27 protein-coding genes and 1 pseudogene are annotated in these 23,360 nt (G+C 49.0%); 21 read left to right on the top strand and 7 right to left on the bottom strand.

Annotation, left to right across the window (positions count from 1 at the left end; translation table 11 throughout):
* Window positions 1–161 precede the first annotated feature (161 nt).
* The 8 genes from ACUVQO_RS10865 to ACUVQO_RS10830 all read left to right on the top strand — a co-directional run bounded on the left by ACUVQO_RS10865 (window position 162) and on the right by ACUVQO_RS10830 (window position 7,428).
* Window positions 162–461, top strand: a complete 300-nt coding sequence (locus ACUVQO_RS10865) for a response regulator (RefSeq protein WP_445925896.1) — start codon at window positions 162–164, stop codon at window positions 459–461.
* 7 nt (window positions 462–468) lie between these two features.
* A complete protein-coding gene (locus tag ACUVQO_RS10860) occupies window positions 469–852 on the top strand; it encodes a response regulator transcription factor (protein WP_445925895.1) in 384 nt (127 codons plus the stop codon).
* Window positions 853–914: 62 nt separating this feature from the next.
* Window positions 915–1,394: a cation-transporting P-type ATPase gene (locus ACUVQO_RS10855; protein ID WP_445925894.1), complete on the top strand. Its 480-nt coding sequence runs from the start codon at window positions 915–917 to the stop codon at window positions 1,392–1,394.
* Between the two features lie 39 nt (window positions 1,395–1,433).
* On the top strand, window positions 1,434–2,369 hold the full coding sequence (locus ACUVQO_RS10850) for an IS5 family transposase (protein ID WP_445925893.1): 936 nt from the start codon (window positions 1,434–1,436) through the stop codon (window positions 2,367–2,369).
* Window positions 2,370–2,400: 31 nt separating this feature from the next.
* Window positions 2,401–2,832 (top strand): hypothetical protein, encoded by a 432-nt coding sequence (locus ACUVQO_RS10845; RefSeq protein ID WP_445925892.1) that lies wholly within the window; start codon window positions 2,401–2,403, stop codon window positions 2,830–2,832.
* Between the two features lie 5 nt (window positions 2,833–2,837).
* Window positions 2,838–3,572 carry an HAD-IC family P-type ATPase gene (locus ACUVQO_RS10840; protein ID WP_445925891.1) on the top strand — a complete coding sequence of 245 codons (735 nt, stop codon included), beginning with the start codon at window positions 2,838–2,840 and terminating at the stop codon, window positions 3,570–3,572.
* A gap of 1 nt (window position 3,573) precedes the next feature.
* Window positions 3,574–3,762 carry a cation transporting ATPase C-terminal domain-containing protein gene (locus ACUVQO_RS10835; protein WP_445925890.1) on the top strand — a complete coding sequence of 63 codons (189 nt, stop codon included), beginning with the start codon at window positions 3,574–3,576 and terminating at the stop codon, window positions 3,760–3,762.
* A gap of 669 nt (window positions 3,763–4,431) precedes the next feature.
* A complete protein-coding gene (locus ACUVQO_RS10830) occupies window positions 4,432–7,428 on the top strand; it encodes a UPF0182 family protein (RefSeq protein ID WP_445925889.1) in 2,997 nt (998 codons plus the stop codon).
* A 5-nt stretch (window positions 7,429–7,433) separates the two neighbouring features.
* On the opposite strand, the gene ACUVQO_RS10825 is transcribed toward ACUVQO_RS10830, so the two are convergent.
* Window positions 7,434–8,069, bottom strand: coding sequence for an exopolysaccharide biosynthesis protein (locus ACUVQO_RS10825; RefSeq protein ID WP_445925888.1), 636 nt, complete (start codon window positions 8,067–8,069; stop codon window positions 7,434–7,436).
* Between the two features lie 357 nt (window positions 8,070–8,426).
* Between ACUVQO_RS10825 and ACUVQO_RS10820 the strand changes: the two genes are divergently transcribed.
* The 10 genes and pseudogenes from ACUVQO_RS10820 to ACUVQO_RS10775 all read left to right on the top strand — a co-directional run bounded on the left by ACUVQO_RS10820 (window position 8,427) and on the right by ACUVQO_RS10775 (window position 16,059).
* Window positions 8,427–9,941 (top strand): NADP-dependent glyceraldehyde-3-phosphate dehydrogenase, encoded by a 1,515-nt coding sequence (locus tag ACUVQO_RS10820; protein ID WP_445925887.1) that lies wholly within the window; start codon window positions 8,427–8,429, stop codon window positions 9,939–9,941.
* 542 nt (window positions 9,942–10,483) lie between these two features.
* On the top strand, window positions 10,484–12,520 hold the full coding sequence (locus ACUVQO_RS10815) for a S41 family peptidase (protein ID WP_445925886.1): 2,037 nt from the start codon (window positions 10,484–10,486) through the stop codon (window positions 12,518–12,520).
* Between the two features lie 65 nt (window positions 12,521–12,585).
* Window positions 12,586–12,657, top strand: a pseudogene (locus tag ACUVQO_RS10810) (pentapeptide repeat-containing protein); the annotation flags it as partial.
* Window positions 12,658–12,663: 6 nt separating this feature from the next.
* Window positions 12,664–12,939 carry a pentapeptide repeat-containing protein gene (locus tag ACUVQO_RS10805; RefSeq protein WP_445925897.1) on the top strand — a complete coding sequence of 92 codons (276 nt, stop codon included), beginning with the start codon at window positions 12,664–12,666 and terminating at the stop codon, window positions 12,937–12,939.
* 171 nt (window positions 12,940–13,110) lie between these two features.
* On the top strand, window positions 13,111–13,365 hold the full coding sequence (locus ACUVQO_RS10800; protein ID WP_445925885.1) for a hypothetical protein: 255 nt from the start codon (window positions 13,111–13,113) through the stop codon (window positions 13,363–13,365).
* A 118-nt stretch (window positions 13,366–13,483) separates the two neighbouring features.
* Window positions 13,484–13,702, top strand: a complete 219-nt coding sequence (locus ACUVQO_RS10795; RefSeq protein ID WP_445925884.1) for a hypothetical protein — start codon at window positions 13,484–13,486, stop codon at window positions 13,700–13,702.
* Window positions 13,703–13,750: 48 nt separating this feature from the next.
* On the top strand, window positions 13,751–14,710 hold the full coding sequence (locus ACUVQO_RS10790; protein WP_445925883.1) for an amidohydrolase family protein: 960 nt from the start codon (window positions 13,751–13,753) through the stop codon (window positions 14,708–14,710).
* A gap of 19 nt (window positions 14,711–14,729) precedes the next feature.
* A complete protein-coding gene (locus tag ACUVQO_RS10785; RefSeq protein WP_445925882.1) occupies window positions 14,730–14,864 on the top strand; it encodes a hypothetical protein in 135 nt (44 codons plus the stop codon).
* Window positions 14,813–15,562: a hypothetical protein gene (locus ACUVQO_RS10780; protein ID WP_445925881.1), complete on the top strand. Its 750-nt coding sequence runs from the start codon at window positions 14,813–14,815 to the stop codon at window positions 15,560–15,562. Before ACUVQO_RS10785 ends, ACUVQO_RS10780 begins: the two co-directional genes overlap by 52 nt.
* On the top strand, window positions 15,559–16,059 hold the full coding sequence (locus ACUVQO_RS10775) for a hypothetical protein (protein WP_445925880.1): 501 nt from the start codon (window positions 15,559–15,561) through the stop codon (window positions 16,057–16,059). Before ACUVQO_RS10780 ends, ACUVQO_RS10775 begins: the two co-directional genes overlap by 4 nt.
* Before the next feature lie 26 nt (window positions 16,060–16,085).
* Here the strand turns inward: ACUVQO_RS10775 and ACUVQO_RS10770 are convergent, their stop codons facing one another.
* Window positions 16,086–16,466 (bottom strand): YccF domain-containing protein, encoded by a 381-nt coding sequence (locus tag ACUVQO_RS10770; protein ID WP_445925879.1) that lies wholly within the window; start codon window positions 16,464–16,466, stop codon window positions 16,086–16,088.
* A 97-nt stretch (window positions 16,467–16,563) separates the two neighbouring features.
* Here ACUVQO_RS10770 and ACUVQO_RS10765 point away from each other — a divergent pair, with 97 nt between their 5' ends.
* Window positions 16,564–16,920: a DUF3493 domain-containing protein gene (locus tag ACUVQO_RS10765; RefSeq protein ID WP_445925878.1), complete on the top strand. Its 357-nt coding sequence runs from the start codon at window positions 16,564–16,566 to the stop codon at window positions 16,918–16,920.
* Here ACUVQO_RS10765 and cobA read toward each other — a convergent pair.
* From cobA to ACUVQO_RS10745, 4 genes are all read right to left on the bottom strand, one after another.
* The gene (gene cobA, locus ACUVQO_RS10760) at window positions 16,917–17,747 is read right to left on the bottom strand and encodes a uroporphyrinogen-III C-methyltransferase (RefSeq protein WP_445925877.1); all 831 of its coding nucleotides are present in this window, start codon (window positions 17,745–17,747) and stop codon (window positions 16,917–16,919) included. The genes ACUVQO_RS10765 and cobA overlap by 4 nt on opposite strands.
* A gap of 32 nt (window positions 17,748–17,779) precedes the next feature.
* The gene (locus ACUVQO_RS10755) at window positions 17,780–18,634 is read right to left on the bottom strand and encodes a sirohydrochlorin chelatase (RefSeq protein WP_445925876.1); all 855 of its coding nucleotides are present in this window, start codon (window positions 18,632–18,634) and stop codon (window positions 17,780–17,782) included.
* Between the two features lie 169 nt (window positions 18,635–18,803).
* Entirely contained in the window at window positions 18,804–19,358 is a 555-nt protein-coding gene (locus tag ACUVQO_RS10750) for a Dps family protein (protein WP_445925875.1), read from the bottom strand.
* 435 nt (window positions 19,359–19,793) lie between these two features.
* A complete protein-coding gene (locus ACUVQO_RS10745) occupies window positions 19,794–20,333 on the bottom strand; it encodes a hypothetical protein (RefSeq protein ID WP_445925874.1) in 540 nt (179 codons plus the stop codon).
* Between the two features lie 150 nt (window positions 20,334–20,483).
* Here ACUVQO_RS10745 and ruvB point away from each other — a divergent pair, with 150 nt between their 5' ends.
* Both ruvB and ACUVQO_RS10735 read left to right on the top strand, forming a co-directional pair.
* Window positions 20,484–21,566, top strand: a complete 1,083-nt coding sequence (ruvB, locus tag ACUVQO_RS10740; protein ID WP_445925873.1) for a Holliday junction branch migration DNA helicase RuvB — start codon at window positions 20,484–20,486, stop codon at window positions 21,564–21,566.
* A gap of 77 nt (window positions 21,567–21,643) precedes the next feature.
* Window positions 21,644–22,030, top strand: coding sequence for a hypothetical protein (locus tag ACUVQO_RS10735; RefSeq protein ID WP_445925872.1), 387 nt, complete (start codon window positions 21,644–21,646; stop codon window positions 22,028–22,030).
* Here the strand turns inward: ACUVQO_RS10735 and hisD are convergent.
* On the bottom strand, window positions 21,998–23,308 hold the full coding sequence (gene hisD, locus ACUVQO_RS10730; RefSeq protein WP_445925871.1) for a histidinol dehydrogenase: 1,311 nt from the start codon (window positions 23,306–23,308) through the stop codon (window positions 21,998–22,000). The genes ACUVQO_RS10735 and hisD overlap by 33 nt on opposite strands.
* Window positions 23,309–23,360 lie beyond the last annotated feature (52 nt).

Below are 23,360 nucleotides of genomic sequence, written 5' to 3'. Positions count from 1 at the left end.
GGTCGTTCAGGTTATCCATCATGAGACTCAAAAAAGTTTTCTGCACCACTCAGGTCATTGGATTTTGAGCATGAGCATCTGTATTAGAGTAAATTCAGGAGTGGGCACGGTGAGTGGCCCTGTCATACCTCCAAATTTAGAGTCTCAAGTCCAAAATCTCAATGCGCGTTCTGGTTATTGAAGATGATGTGCGGATTGCTGATTTGCTGACGGAAGCATTCACCAACCGCCAGTACGAGGTTGATGTCGCACAGGACGGAGAAGCAGTCTGGAATTTGGTCAATGCTCTGGACTATGATCTGATGGTACTAGATTTGACCCTGCCCAAAATGGATGGTATTGAGCTCTGTCAGCAGATCCGGGAAAGGGGAGCAACAGCACGAAATGCAACCATTCCGATTATGATGCTGACGGCGCGGGACACGATCGCGGACAAAATCATCGGGAGATGCAGGGGCTGATGATTATATGGTCAAGCCCTTTGATATTGAAGAACTGATGGCCCGCATCCGAGCGCTGCTCCGCCGCGGCAGTCCTACTGCAAATCCAACATTGGCCTGGGGTAACCTGCGGCTGAATCCCAGCACTTACGAAGCGACTTACCAGGACATTCCCCTCAATTTAACCCCCAAAGAGTTTGCGTTGCTGGAACTGCTGATTTCCAGTGGTCGCCAAGTGATGAGTCGCCCCATCATCATCGAAAGACTTTGGTTGCCGGAAGAAACCCCAACGGAGGAAGCTGTGAAAACGCACATCCGAACCTTGCGGCAAAAGCTAAAAGCGGCCAATGCTCCGGATGACTTGATTGAAACCGTACATGGGATGGGCTATCGCCTGAAACAGGTCAGTTGATCCTGAAATCCCCCCGAAATCCCCGCGATTTCTTCCTGCCATTCTAACTTTGAGTTGATAAGTTGATTAACGATAAGGGCTGTAGGAATAATCTTCAGGCTATACAGGCGATCGCCAAAACCAACTCATCCAATTTTGCCTACCATGAGCTTTCCAGTTCAGAGGTGGCCGAACGTATGGAAAGCAATGCAGAGCAGGGGTTATTGCAAGGTGAAGTCACTCAGCGACAGCAACGCTATGGGTTCAATGAATTGGTATCGAAGCCTGGAAAACCTGCCTGGCTCAGGTTCCTATTACAGTTGAATCAAGCATTGCTGTATATCCTGTTAGTTGCCGGAGTGATCAAGGCGCTGCTGGGATCATGGACGAATGCGGCTGTCATTTGGGGCGTTACTCTGATTAATGCCATCATCGGGTTTGTGCAGGAGTCCAAGGCAGAAGGCGCGATCGCAGCCCTGGCAAAGGCGGTGACAACGGAAGCAACAGTCATCCGAGAGGGAAGAAAACAGCAGGTTCCCTCACAGGAACTGGCGGAAGGGTAGGGACATGGTAAGTTTCAATTACCACACCAAAACTACGCCATGAAACCTCAATACTGCATCCGCAACTGGTCTGAGTATAACGCTGGATTGAAGCACAGAAGAAGTCTCACCGTCTGGATCGAGGAGTCTGTGCTGGAGGCATGGATTGTTGAGGATTTAAGCGGTAAACCCGGAGCATCGAAGCTTTATAGCGATTTAGCAATCTTGACGATAGCGACGTTGAAAGCCGTGTATCGATTAGCTGGACGGCAATGCCAAGGCTGCGTGGAATCCATTTTTGAGTTGATGGAGATTGATTTACTCGTCCCTGACCACAGCACTCTATCGCGACGATTGGGTCAACTCTTGGTGGAACTGTCGGTGGTGCCGAAGGAGGGAGCTTGTCATGTGGTGGTGGATTCAACAGGGGTGAAAGTGTTTGGCCAAGGGGAGTGGAAACCCCGGCAACATGGCATCAGCAAACGACGCACCTGGCGCAAACTGCATCTGGGAGTCGATGAGGCAACGGGTGAAATCTTGGCAGCAGTGGTTACGACCAACGATTTCCATGATGGAGAAGTGCTCAACGATGTGCTCGAAGCCATTGAAGCGCCGATCAACCAAGTCTCTGCCGATGGTGCGTATGACCATCGCCATTGCTATGACGAGATTGCAGCCAAAGGCGCTAAAGTAGTCATTCCCCCGCGCAAGGATGCCAAAATTTGGCGGCATGGCAATCGCAAAGGCAAACTTCATCACCGGGATGAGAACCTACGCTCGATCCGTAAGCATGGACGCAAAGGTTGGAAGCAAGACTCTGGCTATCATCGTCGCTCGATTGCAGAAACCACAATGTTCCGCTTTAAGACCATCTTTGGAGGCAATCTCAGTGCGCGTAAATTTGACAACCAAGCAGTTGAATTGTTGATCAAATATGCTGCGCTCAATCGGATGATTCAGATCGCTAAGCCCGATAGCTATGAGGTTGAAGCGTAGTACCAGGACTACCTCAAGGCTAATCTGTCCATTGTTTAATCATGCAACAAAGCCTGGCGGCTTTGTCACCTTTGGCCAGGGGGGCGGAATTGTGGTAGCTACGGGCAGCAACACGGAAGTTGGACAGATTTCCCATCCGATTGATCAAGAGCGAATACAGATGGAAGCGGAATGTCTTGCTAAACAGGGCTTGCGGGTGCTGGCTTTGGCTAAAAAAGCAGTCCTCAAACAGCAAAGAACATTGGAGCACACCGACCTGGATGCAGAACTCACCTTTTTGGGATTGCAGGGCATGATTGACCCACCCCGTGAGGAAGCGATCGCTGCTGTCGATGCCTGTCAGTCTGCAGGGATTCAGGTGAAGATGATCACTGGCGATCATTTGACGACCGCAACTGAGATCGCTGAACGGATTGGATTAAAAAACAGGGACAACTGGTTGGCTTCACTGGCCAACAGTTAGCAAAGATGAATGATTCCGACCTATCGCAAGCGGTCGAATCTGGTTCAGTGTTTGCCAGGGTGGCTCCGGCACAAAAGCTACGACTGGTCGAAGCTTTACAGTCCAGAGGGGAAATTGTGGCAATGACCGGGGATGGGGTGAATGATGCCCCGGCTCTGAAACAGGCAGATATTGGGATTGCCATGGGCAAAGCCGGAACTGATGTGGCCAGGGAAGCGGCGGATATGCTGCTAACAGATGACAACTTTGCCTCGATCGAAGCAGCTGTGGAAGAAGGGCGCACCGTTTATCAGAACTTGCGGAAGGCGATCGCCTTTATCCTACCTGTGAACGGGGATGAGTCCATGACAATTTTGATCAGTGCTTTGCTGGCTAGAGATCTGCCCATCCTATCGTTACAAGTGTTGTGGCTAAATATGGTCAATTCAGTTGCCATGACGGTGCCACTGGCCTTTGAGCCAAAGTCTGACCTGACGATGGAACAAGCTCCCCGCGATCCCCGTGAACCCCTGCTATCTGGCAAACTCTTGCAACGGGTTATTGCCGTTTCCCTGTTCAACTGGATTTTGATCTTTGGCATGTTTGAATGGGCACGGCAAACTACGGGAGATATCGCAGTAGCCCGCACCATGGCAATTCAAGCGCTGGTTGCCGGACGGGATTATCTATCTCATCAGCGTCAGTCATCTGGGCACCGCGATTGTTGCCAGAATCCAGCACAGAAGCATTGCATTCAATAACGTGCGGGCGATCGATGCTGGGATTTTGGGTGCGATCGTGCTGCAAATTCTCTTCAGTCAATGGGAGGTGATGAATACTTTATTCAGAACTGCTCCCTTGAACTGGAATCAATGGCTGATTTGCCTGATTCCGGTCATCCCAATGGCAGTCTTAGCCACCTTTGTTAACCGACTTGATGCGATCGATTAGGAATTTGACGGCTACCTTAACCCTTAGGACAATAGATCCCAAACACGGATAGCGCCAGGGCCTCTTGGACACCAGTCTAGTAGCAATTCTGCCAATGTCTGAAATTCATTATCTCAACTACCTTGTAAAAGCAATTTCTGTGAAGACAGGATGGCGTGTGTTGGTGCTTGATATAGCAGTAAACTGCATGGAACCACCGATTTATCAATCGAGCGCCATCTATTCAACCGCCACAGAAGCCATTTCGTCTGGGATGCAATTCGTGCAACGCCAACAAGTTTTGCCTGTTCTATGGGACTTCCTGAATGATTGTTACTGTTCGTCAATCATTACTGAGGCAGAACTAGATCATTTATCTGCGTCGCTTGGTTGGTTTTGCTCCTTTAAAGAACCTGACTCTGACTCCGGTTACTGGTACTGTTGAGGTTCTGTTTAGACTAGAACTATGGCGTTATAACTTAAGCATTGCGCAATCACTTAGGTTACTGGTATTGACCTCATGGCTAGGGTTGACTTCAGGATGGTTGATCAGCCAGTTCATCTGATGTTCAAAATCTATCTTTAGATAGATGACAATCCTGATAAAACGAAAAACAGTAAAGACAAAAGCTTTTCGGATAGATATCTCTTCAGCAGCCCTTGTTCTCTTCAACTAATTGGTTAACTTTTGTGACTTCGAAGCGGCTATTTCAATTGCTTATAGTGCTCTTAGGAATAGCGATATTTCTTGATCTAGCATCCCGTCTGGGAGCAGAAATTCTCTGGTTTCAGGAAGTTCACTATCTCTCGGTACTCCTGCTTAAACTCCAGGTTCGACTGATTCTATTAGTCCTTGTAGCAGGGGTTACAGCCGTTTACTTGCTGGGTAATCTGGCGTTAGCCCAACGATTGAAACATTCGTATATGGTGAGTGAGGATAGCCAGGATCAAAAAAATCCAAGAAATAGTAGGCGACCTTTTCTGCCACCCTATAAAGTTCAGCTTCAACGTTCTCCGCCAGCATCTCTTCCATCAACCCGTGCTTTTAGACTGCCCTTCCTCCTTCCCCTCGTCCTGGGGTTGAGTTTAATTGGTAGTTTTTTGTTGATTTATTATGGTCAGCTTGCCGTGCATTACTGGCAGTCTGGCCCAGTCCTACCTAGCACGTTTGTTGCTCGCTTCAACGTCAAAAATCTTGGGCAAGTCGGCAGCCAGTTAGTGAGCCAACTTTGGTGGTTAGGTGGCGTGTTGGGCATCGCGATCGCCCTGTTAACCTATCCCCGGTTGCTGTTGAACGCGATTGCTCTGATACTCAGTATTCTATTTGGATGGTTACTCTCAACTCATTGGACAGTTGTCTTGCAATATCTGCATCCCACATCGTTTAAAGCAGTCGATCCCCTGTTTGGACGGAATATCGAATTCTACATTTTCGCCCTGCCGCTCTGGGAATTGCTGGAGTTATGGCTATTTGGGCTGTTTCTATATGGATTTGTGGCAGTTGCGCTGACCTACTTACTATCGGGAAATAGTCTGAGTCAAGGTTTTTTTCCGGGATTTTCATCGGCTCAGCAAAGACATTTGTATGGAGTGGGTAGTAGTTTGATGGGGGCGATCGCCCTGAGCTACTGGCTGAGTCGCTATGAATTACTGTATTCCCCGCGTGGTGTAGCATTCGGTGCCAGCTATACTGATGCCACAGCTCAACTGCCGTTCTATACCGGACTGAGTCTGCTGGCACTGGCGATCGCATTCTATCTCTTATGGCGCACCGTCTTCTGGCAACCCAAATCTCCTCATCGCCACTGGGTTAGCCTGGGATTGGGATTATTCGGATTTTTGGTTGTGGCTGGCGCGATCGTGCCAGAAGTAGTCCAGTATTTAATTGTGCAGCCGAATGAATTGGCGCGGGAACGCCCATTTATTGAGCGAACTATTGCCTTCACCCGCCAGGCATTTGGCCTGGAAGCGATCGATGCGATTAACTTTGACCCCAAAGGACAACTCACTCAAGCAGATCTGGCTGATAATGAATTGACCATTCGGAATATTCGTCTTTGGGATCAACGGCCACTGCTGGAAACCAATCGCCAATTGCAGCAAATCCGTCCTTACTATCGCTTTCCCGATGCAGATATCGATCGCTATACCTTGCAAACCGATGTGCCTGCCCGTTCACCTGTCGTTCCCCCAAATCGTCCAACAGCCATTCCTACGGCCCCAACGGAACAACGACAGGTGCTGATTGCGGCACGAGAACTTGATTACAATGCGGTGCCACAGGAGGCACAAACCTGGGTAAACCGCCACTTAATTTACACCCACGGATATGGGTTCACACTCAGCCCAGTGAATACGGTGGGCGCTGGGGGATTGCCAGAGTATTTCGTGAAAGACATTACGGGGGGTGAAGATGGGGCACTGACAACCTCCAGTCAAGCAGTCCGGAATAGTATTCCAATCGGGTTACCCCGCATCTACTACGGTGAAATTGCCAACACCTATGTGATGACGAACACTCGGACGCGAGAGTTAGACTTTCCCAGTGGTAGTGACAATGCTTATAACGTCTATGACGGCCGGGGTGGCATCAACATGGGTTCCTGGTGGCGGCGAAGCTTGTTCGCCGTTTACTTGCGCGATTGGCAAATATTATTTACCCGCGATTTTCTGCCAGACACGAAAGTGTTGTTTCGGCGTAATATCAAACATCGAATTCAAGCGATCGCTCCTTTTCTACGCTATGACAGCGATCCTTATCTGGTAACAGCCGATGTCCAAATACCAGAGCGGCAAGATCAGAATTATCTCTACTGGATGGTGGATGCCTACACCACGAGTGCCCGCTATCCCTACTCTGATTCAGGCAGTGAGGGCATTAACTACATTCGTAATTCAGTCAAAGTTGTGATTGATGCTTATCATGGTTCCGTTGATTTTTACATTGCTGATCCCAGTGACCCCATCATTGCTACCTGGTCAAAGACCTTTCCTAATCTCTTCAAACCCCTCACTGCAATGCCTGCCAGTCTACGGAGTCATCTTCGCTACCCCGTCGATTTCTTTAAACTGCAAGCAGAGCGGTTAATGACTTACCACATGACCGATCCACAGGTGTTTTATAACCGGGAAGACCAGTGGCAGATTCCCAATGAGGTGTATGGCGATGAAGCTCGCCCTGTAGAGCCGTATTACCTGATTACCAGTTTACCGAGCGTGCCCTTTGAAGAATTTATTTTATTACTGCCTTATACACCTCGGCAGCGAACCAACTTAATTGCCTGGCTGGCTGCGCGATCGGACGGGGAGAACTACGGCAAATTGTTGTTGTATACGTTCCCCAAAGAACGGTTGATCTATGGGCCAGAACAAATCGAGGCTCGAGTTAATCAAGATCCAGTGATTTCTCAACAAATTTCTCTTTGGAATCGTCAGGGATCACGGGCAATTCAGGGCAATCTATTGATTGTGCCAATCGAGCAATCGTTACTGTATGTAGAACCGCTATACTTAGAAGCTACCCAAAACAGCCTGCCAACGCTGGTACGAGTGATTGTGGCCTACGAAAACCGGATTGTCATGTCTCCCACCTTGGAAGAGTCATTGCAAGCGATCTTCACGCCCCAACAAATCACTCCAGAGACTACCATTATTCGCCCTGTGGAGGAACCGACAACCGGTCAGTAGGCAAATCAGCGTCCCAAGAGTCCCTTAAAACTGTACTTAAGCCAATCATAGAGGCTAGTTCCGCCAACAGCCAAGGCATACAGAATGGAGAGCGTTAGTGTTGCTCCCATCAGGCATAGTACTAATCCAGAAAGACTGATGGCTCCATCATCATCCAGAAGCCCGAAGCCCGTGACAAAAATCCCCATGGCTGGCAGGGTATTTGTACCCGGAATTGGAATCATCATTGAGATTGCCATCAGGGCGATCGCTAATCCAATTACTGCCCGCCCCAAACGACTCGTACACACGATTGTAAGGCGCGGCTTCGAGAACTGCTCAATTCGCTGCATCCAGGGAATTCCGGACTTTACAAAACCCTGTACCCGACTTAATGGAATAGAATGATTGACAATGCGCGAGGGCAACCAGGGAGTTTTAGCTCCAGCAATCAACTGCACCGCCAATAAAAACATTACGAGCCCGAAGGGAACAGAGTAGCCTGCCGCTGGAACAGGCAGAGCTGAGGGCAGGGCTAACAGCACAAGTAGAAACCCAAAGGTTCGTTCCCCTGCCAGTTCCAGCACATCAGCCAGTGTCACCTGATCAGCGGGAGGTTCCTCAATAAAGAAGCGATGCAGATCTTTTGAGAGCCGAGCCATAATTGTAAAAATAACCTTCTGATATTTGAACTATCCTACACAATCGGCATTTATTCTACAACTAACTTTAAAGAACTTTCTATGAAGATTAAGATTTAAATTGAAACTTGAATTTGACATGAATAAACAAAAAGTGACATAAGTGTAATAACGGTAGAATCAAATGAAAGATATGGTCGAATTTTATTGTTGAACTATGTAGAGGGCGTTTGAAAAGTATCCGGCGGTTAAAACCGCGACTGCATGAACAAAGCCTGCTGACACAAACTCAATACAATCAAGGTTTTCAGCACCCTATATTGGCAGTTTTTTTCCGTATAACCGCTTAATCAACGGAAATATCTGATTGGAGGGGAAATGCGTCTCTGGGATAGCCCTCAGAAAGATGTATTTTCACCCCTGCGGTTGCAAACTGCTACTGAACTGCTGCCGCAAACCATTGGGAACTTTCCCCTACTGACCGAAGCAGAATCACTGGCAGCCTTACAGGCCGCTGTAGAAGCCTACGATCGCGGACGCGGTAAATGGGCAGTCATGCCTATTCAGCAACGGATTGAATGCCTGCAGGACTTCACCTACCGGATGCAGACGCAGCGGGATCAGGTGGTGAGGATTTTGATGTGGGAAATTGGCAAATCCTATGTCGATTCTCAAAAAGAGTTCGATCGCACCATTGACTACATCGAAAATACGATTGATGCGCTGAAAAATCTCGATCGAGTTTGTTCCCGGTTTGAAATTGTGGACAAAGTGATTGGCCAGATTCGACGGGCACCTTTGGGTGTGGTGTTGTGCATGGGGCCGTGTAATTATCCCCTGAATGAAACCTTCACGACTCTGATTCCGGCACTGATCATGGGTAATACGATCGTGATGAAAACTCCTCGCCCCGGAACCCTACCCGTTCAACCCCTGCTAGAAGCTTTTCAAAAAGCGTTTCCACCTGGTGTGGTGAATACAGTGTATGGTAGAGGTCGTGCGGTCACACCACCGCTGATGACTTCAGGGCAGATAGATGCCCTGGCCTTCATCGGCTCCAGTAAAGCGGCCACTAATCTGGATAAACTCCATCCCAAACCTCACCGTCTACGTACGATTCTGGGCCTGGAAGCCAAAAATCCCGCCATTATCCTGCCCTGTGCTGACCTGGATCTGACGGTGCAAGAATGTATTCTGGGCATGCTTTCCTTTAATGGCCAACGCTGTACAGCACTGAAAATTCTGTTTGTGCATTGGCAGATTGCGGAAGCCTTCCTGGAAAAATTCGTGGCTGCTGTCAACGCGCTCAAATTTGGTATGCCCTGGGAACCCGGGGTAGTAGTAACGCCCTTGGCTGAACCAGGCAAGCCCGAATATCTGGCCGAGTTAGTGGAAGATGCCAAACAGTTGGGATCTGAGGTAATCAATGAGGCTGGCGGAACCGTGAATGAAACCTTCTTCTACCCGGCAGTTGTCTATCCTGTAACGCCTCAGATGCGGCTGTACAATGAGGAGCAATTTGGCCCAGTGATTCCCATTGTGCCCTACGACGATCTGGAAACACCGATCGAGTACATCGTCAATTCCAACTATGGGCAGCAGGTGAGTATTTTTGGTCAGGATCGAGATGCGATCGCCGATCTGATCGATCCGCTGGTGAACCAGGTTTGCCGGGTGAATTTAAACAGCCAGTGCCAGCGAGGGCCGGATACCTTCCCATTCACAGGCCGCAAAGATTCAGCAGAAGGTACCTTGTCAGTCAGTGATGCCCTGCGATCGTTCTCGATTCGTACCCTGGTTGCGGCCAAAGAAAACTCATTGAACAAAGCGCTGATTACGGAAATTGTCAAAGAGCGCAAGTCCAACTTCCTGTCTACTGATTTCATTCTTTAGTTCTAAACCAAGTCCAGCTAGAGAACGGTCGTTTTCCTATCAGAGAAACTACGGTTCTGGACTTGGACAAGGTTTATTTTCTAAAATCCGGCGATCGCGCTTCCGGTTAACGCACTATGGCTACCCTCCTTCTGCCCTGCCACGGACAAAGTCTTTGGAACGTCTTACAGGCTGGGTGGATGTACCGTTAAGTGAGCAGAGACGGGCCGCAGTGGCGATCGCCTCCTGTGGGACTGGTACGGTTAGTATTACATTTTCTTCATGAAGACATACGCGGATCGTCGTATTGTCTTTGATGTCAATTTTGCAGAATATTGAGTCAGGCAGCAGGGCAAGCATGCGGCAAGACGGAGTATCCACTGCTGGTAGGTTTGGATGCGTTAGCTAGGGATTGGCCAGATTTCCTTTGTTAACCCAACCAGGTCATCCTCGATCGCTGCTCAGGATTGAGACTGCCAGCACCTCAAGCAGGAAGACAGATCCTGCTAAAAAACTGTTTTGAGAGCTTTGGATGAATTCATAACATTGTGGGAAAAGACATTATGAGCCAAGTAAATGTAAGTCGAGCACAAAAAATTACATCAACTCAAAGAACTGCCAGACTGCATAGCTATGACAAAGAAAAAATCGGTTTGGATTTTTTAGATGATGTTCATCCTGCTGTAAAGGATCAATTAGCTGGTTCAACTGATTTGCAGACATTTCTTAAATCTGTTGGAGATTTGAGTCTTGGTGACCGTAAACGACTTGTTGAACAGGCATTCGTTCTATTTAACGACAACTTTGTTCATTTACCGTTCAAGGTAGCGATGCATGGAGTTAATCCCATTCAAAAACTTCGTTTAATTAAGCATCGCCTGGAACAGGCAAAAGCGTCTGACTTGGAGAGTGCATTATCATTTCATAGCGAAATGTTGGCAATTTTCAACTCCGTTCGAGATCTACATACCAATTATCTTTTGCCCTTTCCATTTGCAGATAAGTTTGCTTTTTTGCCATTTCAAATTGAGGAATACTTTGAGAATGGTGAGCCACATTATATTGTGACCCATCTGGTTCAGGGCTTTTCGCATCCCCAATTTAAGCCAGGTGTTGAAATCAAAATGTGGAATGGGGTGCCCATTCGTCGGGCCATTGAACTCTCTGCAGATTTACATGCCGGTAGCAATTTGGCAGCCCGCCATGCTCGTGGTCTTGATGGATTAACGATCCGTCCTTTAATTCGTTCACTACCCCCTGATGCTTTATGGGTTGTCATTGGGTACACCGATCTGAATGGTGTTGAGCGTGAACTCAAACAGGAATGGGCGGTTGCCCCTTACCGACCCACCTATGTTGGGACGGATGCAGATTCCTTGAGTGCCAGCGCTGTTGCCCAGGGAGTAGATCTGGAAGCCCAGATCACCCAAGAAGCCAAGAAAATGCTTTTCGCTCCGGAAGTTGTGGCGGCAGAAGTCGCAGCAGCAGACCAGCAAGCAATGCTTTCTACCGAACAAGCATCGACTGATCAAGAGATTCCAACCCTGATGGTGGGTGTTTTTCGGGCACAGCGTGTCAAGACTCCATCTGGGGAGTTCGGGCACATGCGGATTTTTACGTTTAACGTTGATGACCCTCAAGCCTTTATTAAGGAGTTTATTCGGTTAGTCGGATTGCTGCCACAGAATGGCTTAATTGTGGATGTCCGGGGCAACGGAGGAGGGCATATTTGGGCAAGTGAAGGACTGCTGCAGGTACTGACTCCTCGCGATATATCGCCAGAGCCAACTCAGTTCATCAATACCCCTCTCAACTTACGCATTTGTCAACGACATGAGAAGAATCCCACCGGACAGATTGATCTTGGCCCCTGGGTGCCCTCAATTCGTCAATCCGTGGAAACTGGTGCGACCTATTCTAGTAGTTTTCCGATTACCCCTGTGGATTTTGCCAATCAGATCGGGCAGAAATATCATGGGCCTGTGGTATTAATCACAGATGCACGGTGTTACAGTGCAACCGACATATTCGCAGCAGGGTTCCAGGATCACGAGATCGGCTATATTCTTGGCGTAGATGATAATACGGGGACTGGTGGTGCCAATGTCTGGACTCATGCCTTACTGCGAACATTGTTAAGTGTACCCGCTCCCCCAGACCCGGAAACTCCCTACAAGCCTTTGCCCAATGGTGCCAATATGCGTGTTGCGATCCGGCGTTCACTCAGAGTTGGGAAACAGTCGGGGACTCCCGTTGAAGACCTGGGGATTACTCCGAACTCACGCTATTACATGACCAGAAAGGATTTGCTCACCGGAAATACCGATCTTCTCAACAAGGCTGGGGAAATCCTCTCTCACATGCCAGTTCGTAAGTTGAATGTGACCACTACAACCAGTCCGGGAAAAATCACCATTCAAGCCGAAACTCTGGGGCTTGCCCGTCTTGATATCTATATCGATGGTCGTCCAGTTAAGAGTATCGATGTCACTGATGGCAAACAGTCGTTTGATGTTCCGCTCCCAACCCCGGCCAGGTTGCTGGAGTTCGCTGGCTTTAAAGCGAACGAATATGTAGCCTCTAGAATGATCAATCTCTAGCAGCCATTACTCACAGCGATCGCTGATACGGTAGATCGGTTTGATGCCGAAAATTCCGTAACTTAGATTGGAGCGGAGCTAATTTGGCAGGTGTCAATCTGAAAGATGCTAATTTAAGCCGCACCAATTTAACAGGCACTGATTTGACAGAAGCCAAGCTGTCAGGAGCTAACTTGACGGAAGCCAATTTGACAGGAGCAATTCTCCATGCAACAAACCTTCAATCAGCCCATTTGACAAAATCAATTCTTACAGGTGTTCAACTGGAATATTGCCTGATGAATGATGAAACTGATTTGACCGATTGCCTCTGTGACTACATTTGTATTGGTCAAGAGAAAATAGACATTTTGAAAAAAGAAGATCTTGAACTTCTCAAGGGAGATTTGGAGGGTTTGAGAACTATGTCGAAAAACTGAAAGAATACTATTCCAGAAAATCAAGATCTTGTTTCAGGAAGGGATAATTTCCTGAGAAAAGAAATTGAAATATATGTCGGTCGCCCAACCAAAGCAAACAATATCTCGGAAGAGGTAAGGTATTTGCAAGCTCGACTACAATCGTATACCTACCAAAAGAAGTTGATTGCAATGGCTGAAAAGCCTTCTTTGGGTGCTTACATTAAAAAAACAGCTCCTTATGCCGCTGCGATCCTTGCATTTCTATTGTTTGGAGGTTTCCTTTATGGATACAAAGAAGATCAAGTTCAAGTATCGTTTACCTACGATGTTGGCACAATCACTGGAGGCGTACTGGTAGGTACTGCAGCCTTGATAGCTGCAACCGCTTACCTCAAGAAGTCCACCGAAGAAAGCAACGAAAGAAGCGACAGAAACTTACAATAGCTGATTCATTGGGCATGAGGACTCCAGGTACCCAGCAGGGCAGAGTAGCAGTTGGTAAACCATACCCAATACTGGATGCGATCGGCTCTACTCCATAACCCCTTAGAGGTTTGAGATCATGACGATTCATAATTGCCACACCCATATCTTTTCATTTCAGACCATTCCCGAATATGCCCTTCCCTGCGGTTTAATTCGATTCCTGGCCCATCAGGAATTTTCTCGCCCTCTAGCTCGCTGTCTCAATCGTCTCAATCCTGCCAGTTCTGATGATCTGTTCGATCGCTATGCCGCCTTGATCCGCATCGGATCTCAGTCTCAGGCAGAGATCTTTTGATCGCTGCAAGACTCCTACCCAGCAGGGACTCGCTTTGTGGTATTGACCATGGATCAAGCCTATCGCGCAGCGGGGAGAGTGCCGCAATCCTTTGCAGAACAACTCGCCGAAGTCACTGCATTAAAAGAGCAATATGGCGATGTACTGCTGCCATTTATCTGTGTCGATCTCAGGCGCGATGGCATTGTGGAATTAGCCCTGGAGTGTTTCCAGCAACGGGGATTTGCAGGCATCAAGCTGTATCCCCAATACGGATACTTTCCCTATGATGACAGATTAGATGACTTATACCAGTATGCTGAAACTCGTCAGATTCCTATCATTCCCCATACTGCCTCAGCTATTGGTGATTACAGGGGAGATGACCGTCAACTTCAAGCATTGCTAAATCAATGCAAGTTTGAAGATATTGATATTGCTCAAATTGTCGAAAACCTGGCCACTGATCCCAGGCGAATCAGCACGAAACGACAAAAGATTTGTAGCTTTTTTGGGCATCCAGTTCAGTATCTTTATTTGCTGAATCAATACCCGCGTCTCAAAATCAGCTTTGCCCACATGGGTGGAAATTATGATTGGGATGATTATATCCAAAGTCCCCTTCCGGCTGCGGAAGCTGCAAAACACGATCGTATTGTTGCAGAGATCAAAGTGCTGCTCAACAACAAGCCTAAAACTGAGGCAGAAAAAAGACTCCTGAAAGAGAAGCTAGAGACCGCCTTTGGACTGAATTGGCTATACCTGATCCAGCAAATCCTGCGTGAATATGAGAATACCTACGCAGACATCTCCTTCACCTTAAGTAATCCCAATTATTTCTCCTTGCTCAAGAATCTATTAGGGCAGCGGGATTTAAGATCCAAAATTCTGTTTGGCACTGATTACTACATGGTGGAAATCGTTACCTCAGACAAAAACTTTCATACTGCTCTGAAGCAAGCTTTGGCACCAGATGATTATCGCCAGATCACCGAAATTAACCCGCAGACATTCTTGTTTGGCAGTTAACGCGATCAGGAAGATTCCTATGAACCATCAGCATCCCTCTCGTGGCAAACTCCGCTTGCGGAGAGCCGTCCTGTTTCTGACGGCGGCCCTGCTGTTGCCCCTGTGGTTTACAGTCGCTCCCCTGGCTGGGCAGATGAACGGGCTGAACAAATGATTACGATTGGCGCTCAAGAGGTGATTCATGAAGACCTTTATTTAGCAGGTGAAACGATCACCATCAACGGGACAGTTAACGGAGATGCGGTGGTTGCCACTCGTCAAATTACCTTGAATGGCACCGTTACAGAGGATTTGATTGCCGCTGGTCAAAGCATCATCGTGAATGGTACTGTCCAGGATGACATCCGCATGGCAGGACAGGTATTGCTGGTAGCGGACGGTGCCCACATCGGCGATAGGGTGATGGCGGCTGGCTACAGTCTGGAAACTAAAGCCGGTAGTACGATTGGCGGGAATCTCCGTTTCTTTGGTGGGCAGGCTCTGCTGGCGGGAACTGTGCAGAAAAATGTGCGGGCGGCGGCAGGGGCACTGCAAATTGCAGGCAAAGTCAACGGTAATCTGAACTTGGCGGTAGGCAACGGGGGGAGGTCTGTCTCCCCATTCTTGCCAAAGCCCCCTGCAATTCCCCCAATTCCCCCCGGTCTCACCCTGACCAGTTCGACTCAGGTTGCAGGTGATCTCACGTATCGATCGCTGGTCCCTGCCAACATGACCACTGGCGCCACGGTACCTGGACGAGTGGTGCAGGAAGCGATTCCCATGCCCCCTGAGCAACGCCCCAATCTTGCCCATCAACTGCCGTTGCAGGGACAACGCCTGGTCACATTGGTTCTCGTCGGCTGGCTCTTGTGAAAGTGGCTTCCGGGCTGGCTGCCAACCCTCAGTACCACTGTGGCCATCCAACCCCTGCCGACCTTCGGTTGGGGAGTAGTAACGATTGTGGGAGTGGTGGCAGGCACGATCGTCCTTTCCCTGCTTACAGCGCTTCTGCTGGCGATTTCTGGCTTGTTGTTGCCCCCCTGGTTCTACCCGTTCTGGGCGTTGGCTGGCTGGTTTTACTGGCGCTGCTGATTGGCTTTGGGATTGTCACCAACTTTGTACCTCCGCTGATTCTCAGCTTTCTAGGAGGCCAATGGTTAGTGGCACGATTGCAACCCGGACGATCGCTAAACCCTCTGGTTGCCCTGATTGCTGGTCTAGTGGTGTTTGTGGTGCTGACGGCTCTGCCAGTGGTGGGCGGCTTCTTCCATGCGATCGTTGTCTTTCTGGGATTGGGCGCACTCTGGTTGGGGTGGCGCTCCGGCGATTGGGGCGGCACCACTTCAGAAAGCCTCTTAGCAGCAGTTTAATTTGTATCTGAGTCTATTTTTGGTTGTCAGGGACGTACTAAATCGCGGCCAAAGGGCATCAGTGCCAGTACCATTAATTTGAAATGCTGTTTGGCAAAGGGTAAGCCGACGATCGTAATCGCCAGAATCAGCCCCCAAATCAGGTGGAAGAAGGCAATTCCCCAACCAAAGAAAATCAACCAGATCACATTAAAAATAAACGTCAGAGTCGAATCCGCACGTGGACTGGTGACGATTTTTTTACCAAAAGGTGTGAATGTTGCAATGCCAAGGTTGATGGCGGCTAACCCAAAGGGAATACCAATGATCGTGAGACAGGTACCTAAGCCACCGATGATATAACCTAGTCCCGTCATAAAGCCACCGAAGATCAACCAAATGATATTGCCTAATAAGCTCATAGTCATCAAGAAGGTAAGTTATCTAGACAGAACTCCAACATACTCAATTTAACTCTCAATCCTAAATATGGCAGGATAGCAGTGATGAGTCCTACCAGGAAATATGACCGGTCAGCCACCTAATCCTTCTAATGCATCTAAATCTGAGAGCGATCGCATTCCTCCACTTTTGCAGCAGCGTGATCCAGAAAAATATGCCCATCTTCGTGCAGAAGCTGTTGCTCCCTATCGAGGGCTACGCCGATTCATCTACATTTCCTTTGCTGCTTCTGGTTTGATTGGTGCGTTTATCTTCCTCATTCAACTACTGGCGGGCCGAGATGTAATCGGAGCATTACCCAATTTTGCTATTCAAATCACTGTGGTTGCCTTAATGGTTTGGCTGCTACAACTGGAAAGCAAAGCAGCACAGACTAATCAGGCAAAAGGTAAAACACAGAGAGCAGAGAGCAAAGATTAAGTTCTGAGGGAATCACCGTGGATCTCGGGTGGATTTGGGTATAAACCTGTGGGACGGCAACCAGATAGGAGATTGTGTAGGTTCACAACGGTACCAATCACGATGATCGCTGGGGCTTCAAAGCTAGTTTCTTCCACCCGCCGTACGATCGTCTTCAGGGTGCCGCTCAGTTCTTCCTGCTCCGAACGAGTCCCCCAACGCACCAGGACGACTGGGGTTTGAGCGCTCAATCCAGCGGTGGTTAACTGCTCCACAATATACGGTAGATTGTGAATTCCCATATAAATGACGATCGTTTCAGAGCCGTGGGCGATCGCCTGCCAGTTCACCGCTGGTCGATACTTGCCTGCCCCTTCATGACCGGTCACAAACGTCACCGAGGAGCTATAGGCCCGATGTGTTAAAGGAATGCCCGCATAAGCCGGAGCCGCAATTCCAGCGGTAATTCCCGGTACCACCTCAACTGGAATGCCCACCGCAACCAGTTCCTCCATTTCTTCGCCACCCCGACCAAAAATAAATGGATCGCCGCCTTTCAGCCGTACCACGATCGCCGCTTCCCTGGCCTTTTCGATCAATAACTGTGTAATGTCTTCCTGATACATGGAATGCATTCCCTTCCGCTTCCCAGCATTAATCTGTTCTGCCTGGGGATTAATCATGGCGAGAATTTGCGGACTCACCAGCGCATCGTAGACAACGACCTCCGCACATTCTAATAACGCTTTTCCTTTCAGCGTCATTAAACCCGGATCTCCAGGCCCTGCACCGACAAGATAGACTTTGCCTGTTTGTTTCATAGACCGTTGCAGAAGAGGAACGTACAAGGTGGAAGGTAGAAAAGAGGTATGGTCATCCGTCATTTGTGAATTAAATCCAGTAACAAGTCGGCTAGTTCTGGACGGGCGTTTAATGGCTGAACCAGCGTGAGTTTGACGGCAGGGGTTTGTAGGGAAAACTGGCGAATGGTGGCTGCGATCGCATCAGTAATGGCTCCTGGAAAGAGAAAAAATGGTGCGATGCCGATCCGGGTAAATCCCTGACTTACCAGATCTGTTAAGCAGGATTGCAGATCGGGAGGCATAGACCAGTAAGCAACAACTGCCCCTAAAGCCTCGGCCAGAACTTCCAGGGGGTGATTTGCACCAGGCCGCCGGCTCCCATGCGCCAGCAGCACCCAAACTTCTGCCGGAACCGTTGCCATCTGTTCAGTAATGATGCGACGCAAACCTGGATGGGAGCCGAGATGTGGTGTGAGAGTCATTTGTACCAATGTTCCCAGCAAGGGTTGCACCAGAGATAGTTGTACCGGAATGTCTTCCATGACATGTACCCCCTGCAACAAAAACACAGGTAGGATCACACACCGGATGGGAGCCACATGCAGCGGAAGCTGCAGGTTTTTCAACTGGGTAGCAATCTGTTGATGCAGGGGTAAGGGCTGACATTCCAGATAAACGGCCTGGACAACAGGCTGCTCTGTATTGACAGGTATCGCAGTCGCTGGAGAAGCCATGCAACTGGTCAGAGGAGATTCCAGTGCTACCGGTTTGAGATCTGCACCCAGCGCTTGCGACACCTGGGAAGTGTAGGAAACTTTCTGTTTAAATTCTGCTGTCAGCGCTTCTGCTGCTGCCTGCGATCGCGGGTCAGAACTGCCATGAAAAACCAGAAAGTAACAAAGGGGAAAATTCAATGTAGTTCGTGATGCCAAGCCAAATATCCATTATTCATCCTATGGCTCGATCCTACATAACTCTGTCAACACTTTTACGAAATAGTCTTGTAGAGACACAATAATTGTATCTCTACAAGACTATTGAGATGAGACAAAGAGTAGACGCAATTTTCACCGTCTGCGGTCTGCCCGATACTGGCTGTCGTTAATTAATCGAGCTATGTACAAAGCCCAGCGTTAAACTGTCGTGAGCCAGGAAGTGAGCCAGATGGAAAGCCCGATCTTCCGTTTCCAGAAGAATTTGCTCATACAGGTAACGAGTAGCGCGATCGCCCAAACTCTCGGCCTGACCTGCTTGCCGACGCAAAACGTTGATGATCGCTTGTTCAGCCTGTAAGTCATGCTCAACCATTTGCCGAGAAGTATAAACTCCATCAGCTTCAGGTGCAAAACAACACAATTCGGCTAGCTTGGTGAAACTGGCAGCAGGAACTCCTCCTAACCCATTCAGCCGTTCCCCAATTTTGTGAACATACCCTTGAACCTGATCGTAGCTTTCTGAGAAAAACTTATGAAGCGAATAAAACTCCGAACCTTCGACTACAAAATGATGTTTTTGATACTGCAAATAAAGCGCCTGAAAGCTAGCGAGAGCAATATTCATGCCCTCACAAATTGGGCTGGTAACAGAACGATCTAAGAGAACCGGATTATCGCTAATCTGGTCGAAAGGATGAATCGGAGCTTGAATCTCAGCCATGTTCGCCTCTTCTTGTAATAAATCCGGTGTTTGCAATAAAAAGCAGTATTGATAATGTATCACGCAAATTTGCCGCGTCAATGCAAGTTTTTGGGCTTATCAAGAAAGATTCTCAATATGCCTGGAAAGCTCCTAATTTTTTCCTAATTTTTTAAAAATTTTGTATACAGAATTTTAACTCCAAAAACACTAAATCCGGTGATTTTGGGTTGTTTCGACGATTTCACAAGTTCATTCAAAGTAATTTAAATTTGCGTAAAATTTTCGATATAGGGGTCACAAAAATCAGCATGATTCTCATTAGTGAACCATACTGATCTAGAGAAAGCTATGAACCTCCGCTAGAAAAATCTATGAATTAAGTAGAAAGGCTTATCATCCTTTCCCACAACATTAGGGATTACTTGCGTGTGTCATCCATATTGACTAATTAGCTCATGCCAAAAGTTTCGCTTCCGTCAACGCTTGCAACATCGCTTGCCGTTGTTCTGTGTCGTACTGCCACCGCTCCAGAAAGTTCTGATAACTTCCTTTGCCCGTTTCAAGGCTGGTTGCCATCTCTTGAGCCTGCTGTTTCAACTCTGGAAAGGTTAGATGTTGCAGCAAGTTGAGCGATCGCACTTTCACCTGATCCGATCCCTTGGCCAGATCTTGATTCTGATTGCGGCGGTGAGTTATGGCCATTGCCGTAGCCATGACCAGGTTTTTCACCAGTAAGGGTGACACAGTAGTAGGAGAGGTTGCCAGGGCATGGAGTACCGGATCTGTCGGTTGGTCAGCCAGGGGGCGGGCATCTGTTAGGTAGGAGACAAAAAAACCTCTGGCTCCATTTTCGGTAGCCACTAAAGCCACGATCGCCTGTTCAATTTCAGTCTCTGTCAGCTTTCCTTGTTCCATCTCATCCAGTAATGCCTGAGAAATGGATATGGCAGATTCAAAACTTAAGCCGTCCGGCACCGTAAACGAGTTTGCCATCTGGGTTGCTCCTTAACGCTATTGAAATTGTACGGGCATGGCCTCTAAAGCCAATTACTATTAAAGGGTATGGCAATCATTTCTTCTAAAAAACAACCTCCAGACCCTGATGGGAGTGAGCAGTCGAGCTTGTTATCCCAGGGGAAGAGCTTGGCAGGAGTTCGAGGTCAACGCTCTGTTTCGCCGGATGATACTGCTGCTACCAGGCGTTCCCATGCGGAACCGCTCTTGCAACCCGCTGCCCAGCCAGAAGAATACGGTCAGCAGGAAGAACGGCTGCGTCCCCAGAGGCTAGCGGAATACGTGGGGCAGAAGGAATTAAAGGAAGTGTTAGATATTGCCATCCGCGCCGCTCAAGCACGCCAGGAAACCCTAGATCACCTGCTACTGTATGGTCCACCGGGTTTAGGTAAAACTACACTATCCCTGATTCTAGCGGCTGAGATGGGGGTTGGCTGTAAGATTACATCGGCTCCTGCTCTAGAGCGTCCCCGTGACATTGTAGGTCTACTGGTAAACTTACAGCCAGGAGATATTTTGTTTATTGATGAAATTCATCGCCTGCCCCGGGTAACGGAAGAAATTTTATATCCAGCTATGGAAGATTATCGCCTGGATATCACCGTTGGCAAAGGTTCTACAGCTCGTACTCGCTCGATTCCACTGCAACACTTTACGCTGGTAGGAGCTACAACACGGATGGGGGCATTGTCCTCTCCTCTACGCGATCGCTTTGGGCTGATCCAGCGCCTGCGGTTTTATGAACTGGATGAACTGATGCAAATTGTGCTGCGAACCGCCACCATTCTCAAAACTCCCATTACCGAAGCAGGAGCCGCTGAAGTGGCCCGCCGTTCCCGTGGTACCCCCCGAATTGCCAACCGTTTGCTGAAGCGAGTTCGGGATTATGTGCAGGTAAAAGCGGTGAGAGAAATTTCGGAAGCGATCGCGGCAGAAGCTCTGGAACTGTTCAACGTCGATCCCTGCGGTCTGGATTGGACTGATCGGCGTCTGCTCACTGCAATTATCGAACACTTTAATGGTGGCCCGGTGGGACTGGAAACGATCGCTGCCGCCACGGGAGAAGATGCCCAAACCATTGAAGAAGTGTATGAACCCTATCTATTGCAAATTGGCTACTTGAACCGTACCCCACGAGGCCGAGTTGCCACTGTCGCTGCCTGGAAACATCTGGGATATAAGCCGCCGGATACCCAGTTGTCCATTCTTTAGACGGGCAGAAATGTCATTAGCCATTTGCGCTCTGATGTCATACTGAAGGCACACGCTCTTTAGGTGACGCCCTCGTTATGTTTGGTAAGTTTCAGCAAAGTAGTCTGCGGATAGAAGTGCCTGCAACTGAAAAAGCTCTGCGGGAAAGTTTGCTTCAGCCTGCCAAATTGCGGCAATGGCTCTCCCCTCAGCGGCTCTCTAACGGATTGCCAGAAGAACTACAGGCCGGGGTGTCTTACACCAGTTGGCTAGGGCCAATCGCGATTCAACACACCGTCAAAGTAGCCGAACCCAATCACCTATGCATTCTGCTCAGCCAGGGGATTGATGGCTTCCATGAGTGGTATTGGGGCGAGGGATGGGTACAGTCCCGGATTGAGGGAATCTCACTGCTTCCCATCAATTTGGCCCAGACTCTAAGCCTGATGCGATTACGGCAGTTCCTGGCTGCCACGAGTTCTTAACCGTACCGATTCCGCGTGGGAATACAGCCCTTCGGCCGTGGCTAGCACATCGATCGTCCCGGCCACTTTCTGTAACGCCGTTTGAGAGTACTGGATCAGGCTGGAGTGCTTGAGGAAGGTTTCCACACTCAGGGCGGAGGCATAGCGGGCCGCTCCAGATGTGGGGAGGGTGTGGTTTGGCCCTGCCAGGTAATCTCCTACCGCTTCGGGGGTGGACGATCCCAGGAAAATGGCTCCGGCGTGACGAATTTTCTCCAGCATGTCCCAGGGTTCGACGAGTTCCAGTTCTAGATGCTCGGGAGCAAACTCATTGGAGAGATCTGCCGCTACATCCAGTGACTCCACCACGACGACCAGGCCATAATGCGCGATCGCCTTTTCAGTCAGCAGACGACGGGGATGATCCACCAGTTGCCGTTCCACTTCATCCACCACCTTACGCGCCAGCACCGAGTCATTGGTGAGCAAAATCGCCGCTGCCATCTGATCATGTTCTGCCTGGGCCAGCATATCGGCAGCAACATACGTGGGATTAGCTGACTTATCCGCAATAATCAGCACTTCGGATGGGCCAGCCAACGAATCAATGCCAACCGTACCAAAGACGAGCTTTTTTGCCAGCGTCACATAAATGTTGCCAGGGCCAGTGATCACATTCACATTGGGGATCGTTTCCGTGCCGTAAGCCAGGGCCGCGATCGCCTGTGCTCCCCCGACCCGATATATTTCTTCAATGCCCGCTTCCTGAGCCGCTACGAGTACCGCCGGATTGATTGCCTTATCTGGCCCAGGAGGAGTAACCATGACAATCCGAGGCACCTTCGCTACCTTGGCAGGCACCGCATTCATCAAGACGGTACTGGGATAGGCCGCCTGTCCTCCTGGCACGTAAATTCCAGCGCGATCAACGGGAGTGTAACGTTTGCCAAGTACCACCTCATCCTCGCCAAAATGCACCCAGCTTTTGGGAACACGCTGACGGTGGAAGGCTTCAATCTGGCGACAGGCTAAGCGAATGGCATCCAGCAGTTCCTTCGAGACTTGCTGGTAGGCTGCATCCATCTCTGACCCACTCACCCGCAGGTCTTCCGGTTTGAGATCGAGGTGGTCGAACTCGGAGGTGTAATGGAGCACGGCTCGATCCCCCTGGCGCTTCACCGCTTGAAGCACTTCTCGCACCGTCGCCTCCTTGTGGATGACCTGGTCATCGTGGGTGCGGTCACAAATACGTTGCAGTTCAGCCCGTGCCTCAGATACCTGAGTAATAATTCGTAGCATGGAATTTGAATGCCAAATCTAAGGAGTTACCCAGCCGAGAACAAATTTTCAG

The sequence above is a fragment of the Leptodesmis sp. genome, from assembly GCF_052746595.1.
This window is presented reverse-complemented; position numbering and strand designations above follow the sequence as displayed.

Coding starts and splice junctions, on each gene's coding strand:
- ACUVQO_RS10865 (WP_445925896.1), top strand. CDS start 162: ATGCGCGTTCTGGTTATTGAAGATGATGTGCGGATTGCTGATTTGCTG.
- ACUVQO_RS10860 (WP_445925895.1), top strand. CDS start 469: ATGGTCAAGCCCTTTGATATTGAAGAACTGATGGCCCGCATCCGAGCG.
- ACUVQO_RS10850 (WP_445925893.1), top strand. CDS start 1,434: ATGAAACCTCAATACTGCATCCGCAACTGGTCTGAGTATAACGCTGGA.
- ACUVQO_RS10840 (WP_445925891.1), top strand. CDS start 2,838: ATGAATGATTCCGACCTATCGCAAGCGGTCGAATCTGGTTCAGTGTTT.
- ACUVQO_RS10825 (WP_445925888.1), bottom strand. CDS start 8,069: ATGGCTCGGCTCTCAAAAGATCTGCATCGCTTCTTTATTGAGGAACCT.
- ACUVQO_RS10820 (WP_445925887.1), top strand. CDS start 8,427: ATGCGTCTCTGGGATAGCCCTCAGAAAGATGTATTTTCACCCCTGCGG.
- ACUVQO_RS10815 (WP_445925886.1), top strand. CDS start 10,484: ATGAGCCAAGTAAATGTAAGTCGAGCACAAAAAATTACATCAACTCAA.
- ACUVQO_RS10800 (WP_445925885.1), top strand. CDS start 13,111: ATGGCTGAAAAGCCTTCTTTGGGTGCTTACATTAAAAAAACAGCTCCT.
- ACUVQO_RS10795 (WP_445925884.1), top strand. CDS start 13,484: ATGACGATTCATAATTGCCACACCCATATCTTTTCATTTCAGACCATT.
- ACUVQO_RS10790 (WP_445925883.1), top strand. CDS start 13,751: ATGGATCAAGCCTATCGCGCAGCGGGGAGAGTGCCGCAATCCTTTGCA.
- ACUVQO_RS10785 (WP_445925882.1), top strand. CDS start 14,730: ATGAACCATCAGCATCCCTCTCGTGGCAAACTCCGCTTGCGGAGAGCC.
- ACUVQO_RS10770 (WP_445925879.1), bottom strand. CDS start 16,466: ATGACTATGAGCTTATTAGGCAATATCATTTGGTTGATCTTCGGTGGC.
- ACUVQO_RS10765 (WP_445925878.1), top strand. CDS start 16,564: ATGACCGGTCAGCCACCTAATCCTTCTAATGCATCTAAATCTGAGAGC.
- ACUVQO_RS10750 (WP_445925875.1), bottom strand. CDS start 19,358: ATGGCTGAGATTCAAGCTCCGATTCATCCTTTCGACCAGATTAGCGAT.
- ACUVQO_RS10745 (WP_445925874.1), bottom strand. CDS start 20,333: ATGGCAAACTCGTTTACGGTGCCGGACGGCTTAAGTTTTGAATCTGCC.
- ACUVQO_RS10735 (WP_445925872.1), top strand. CDS start 21,644: ATGTTTGGTAAGTTTCAGCAAAGTAGTCTGCGGATAGAAGTGCCTGCA.
- hisD (WP_445925871.1), bottom strand. CDS start 23,308: ATGCTACGAATTATTACTCAGGTATCTGAGGCACGGGCTGAACTGCAA.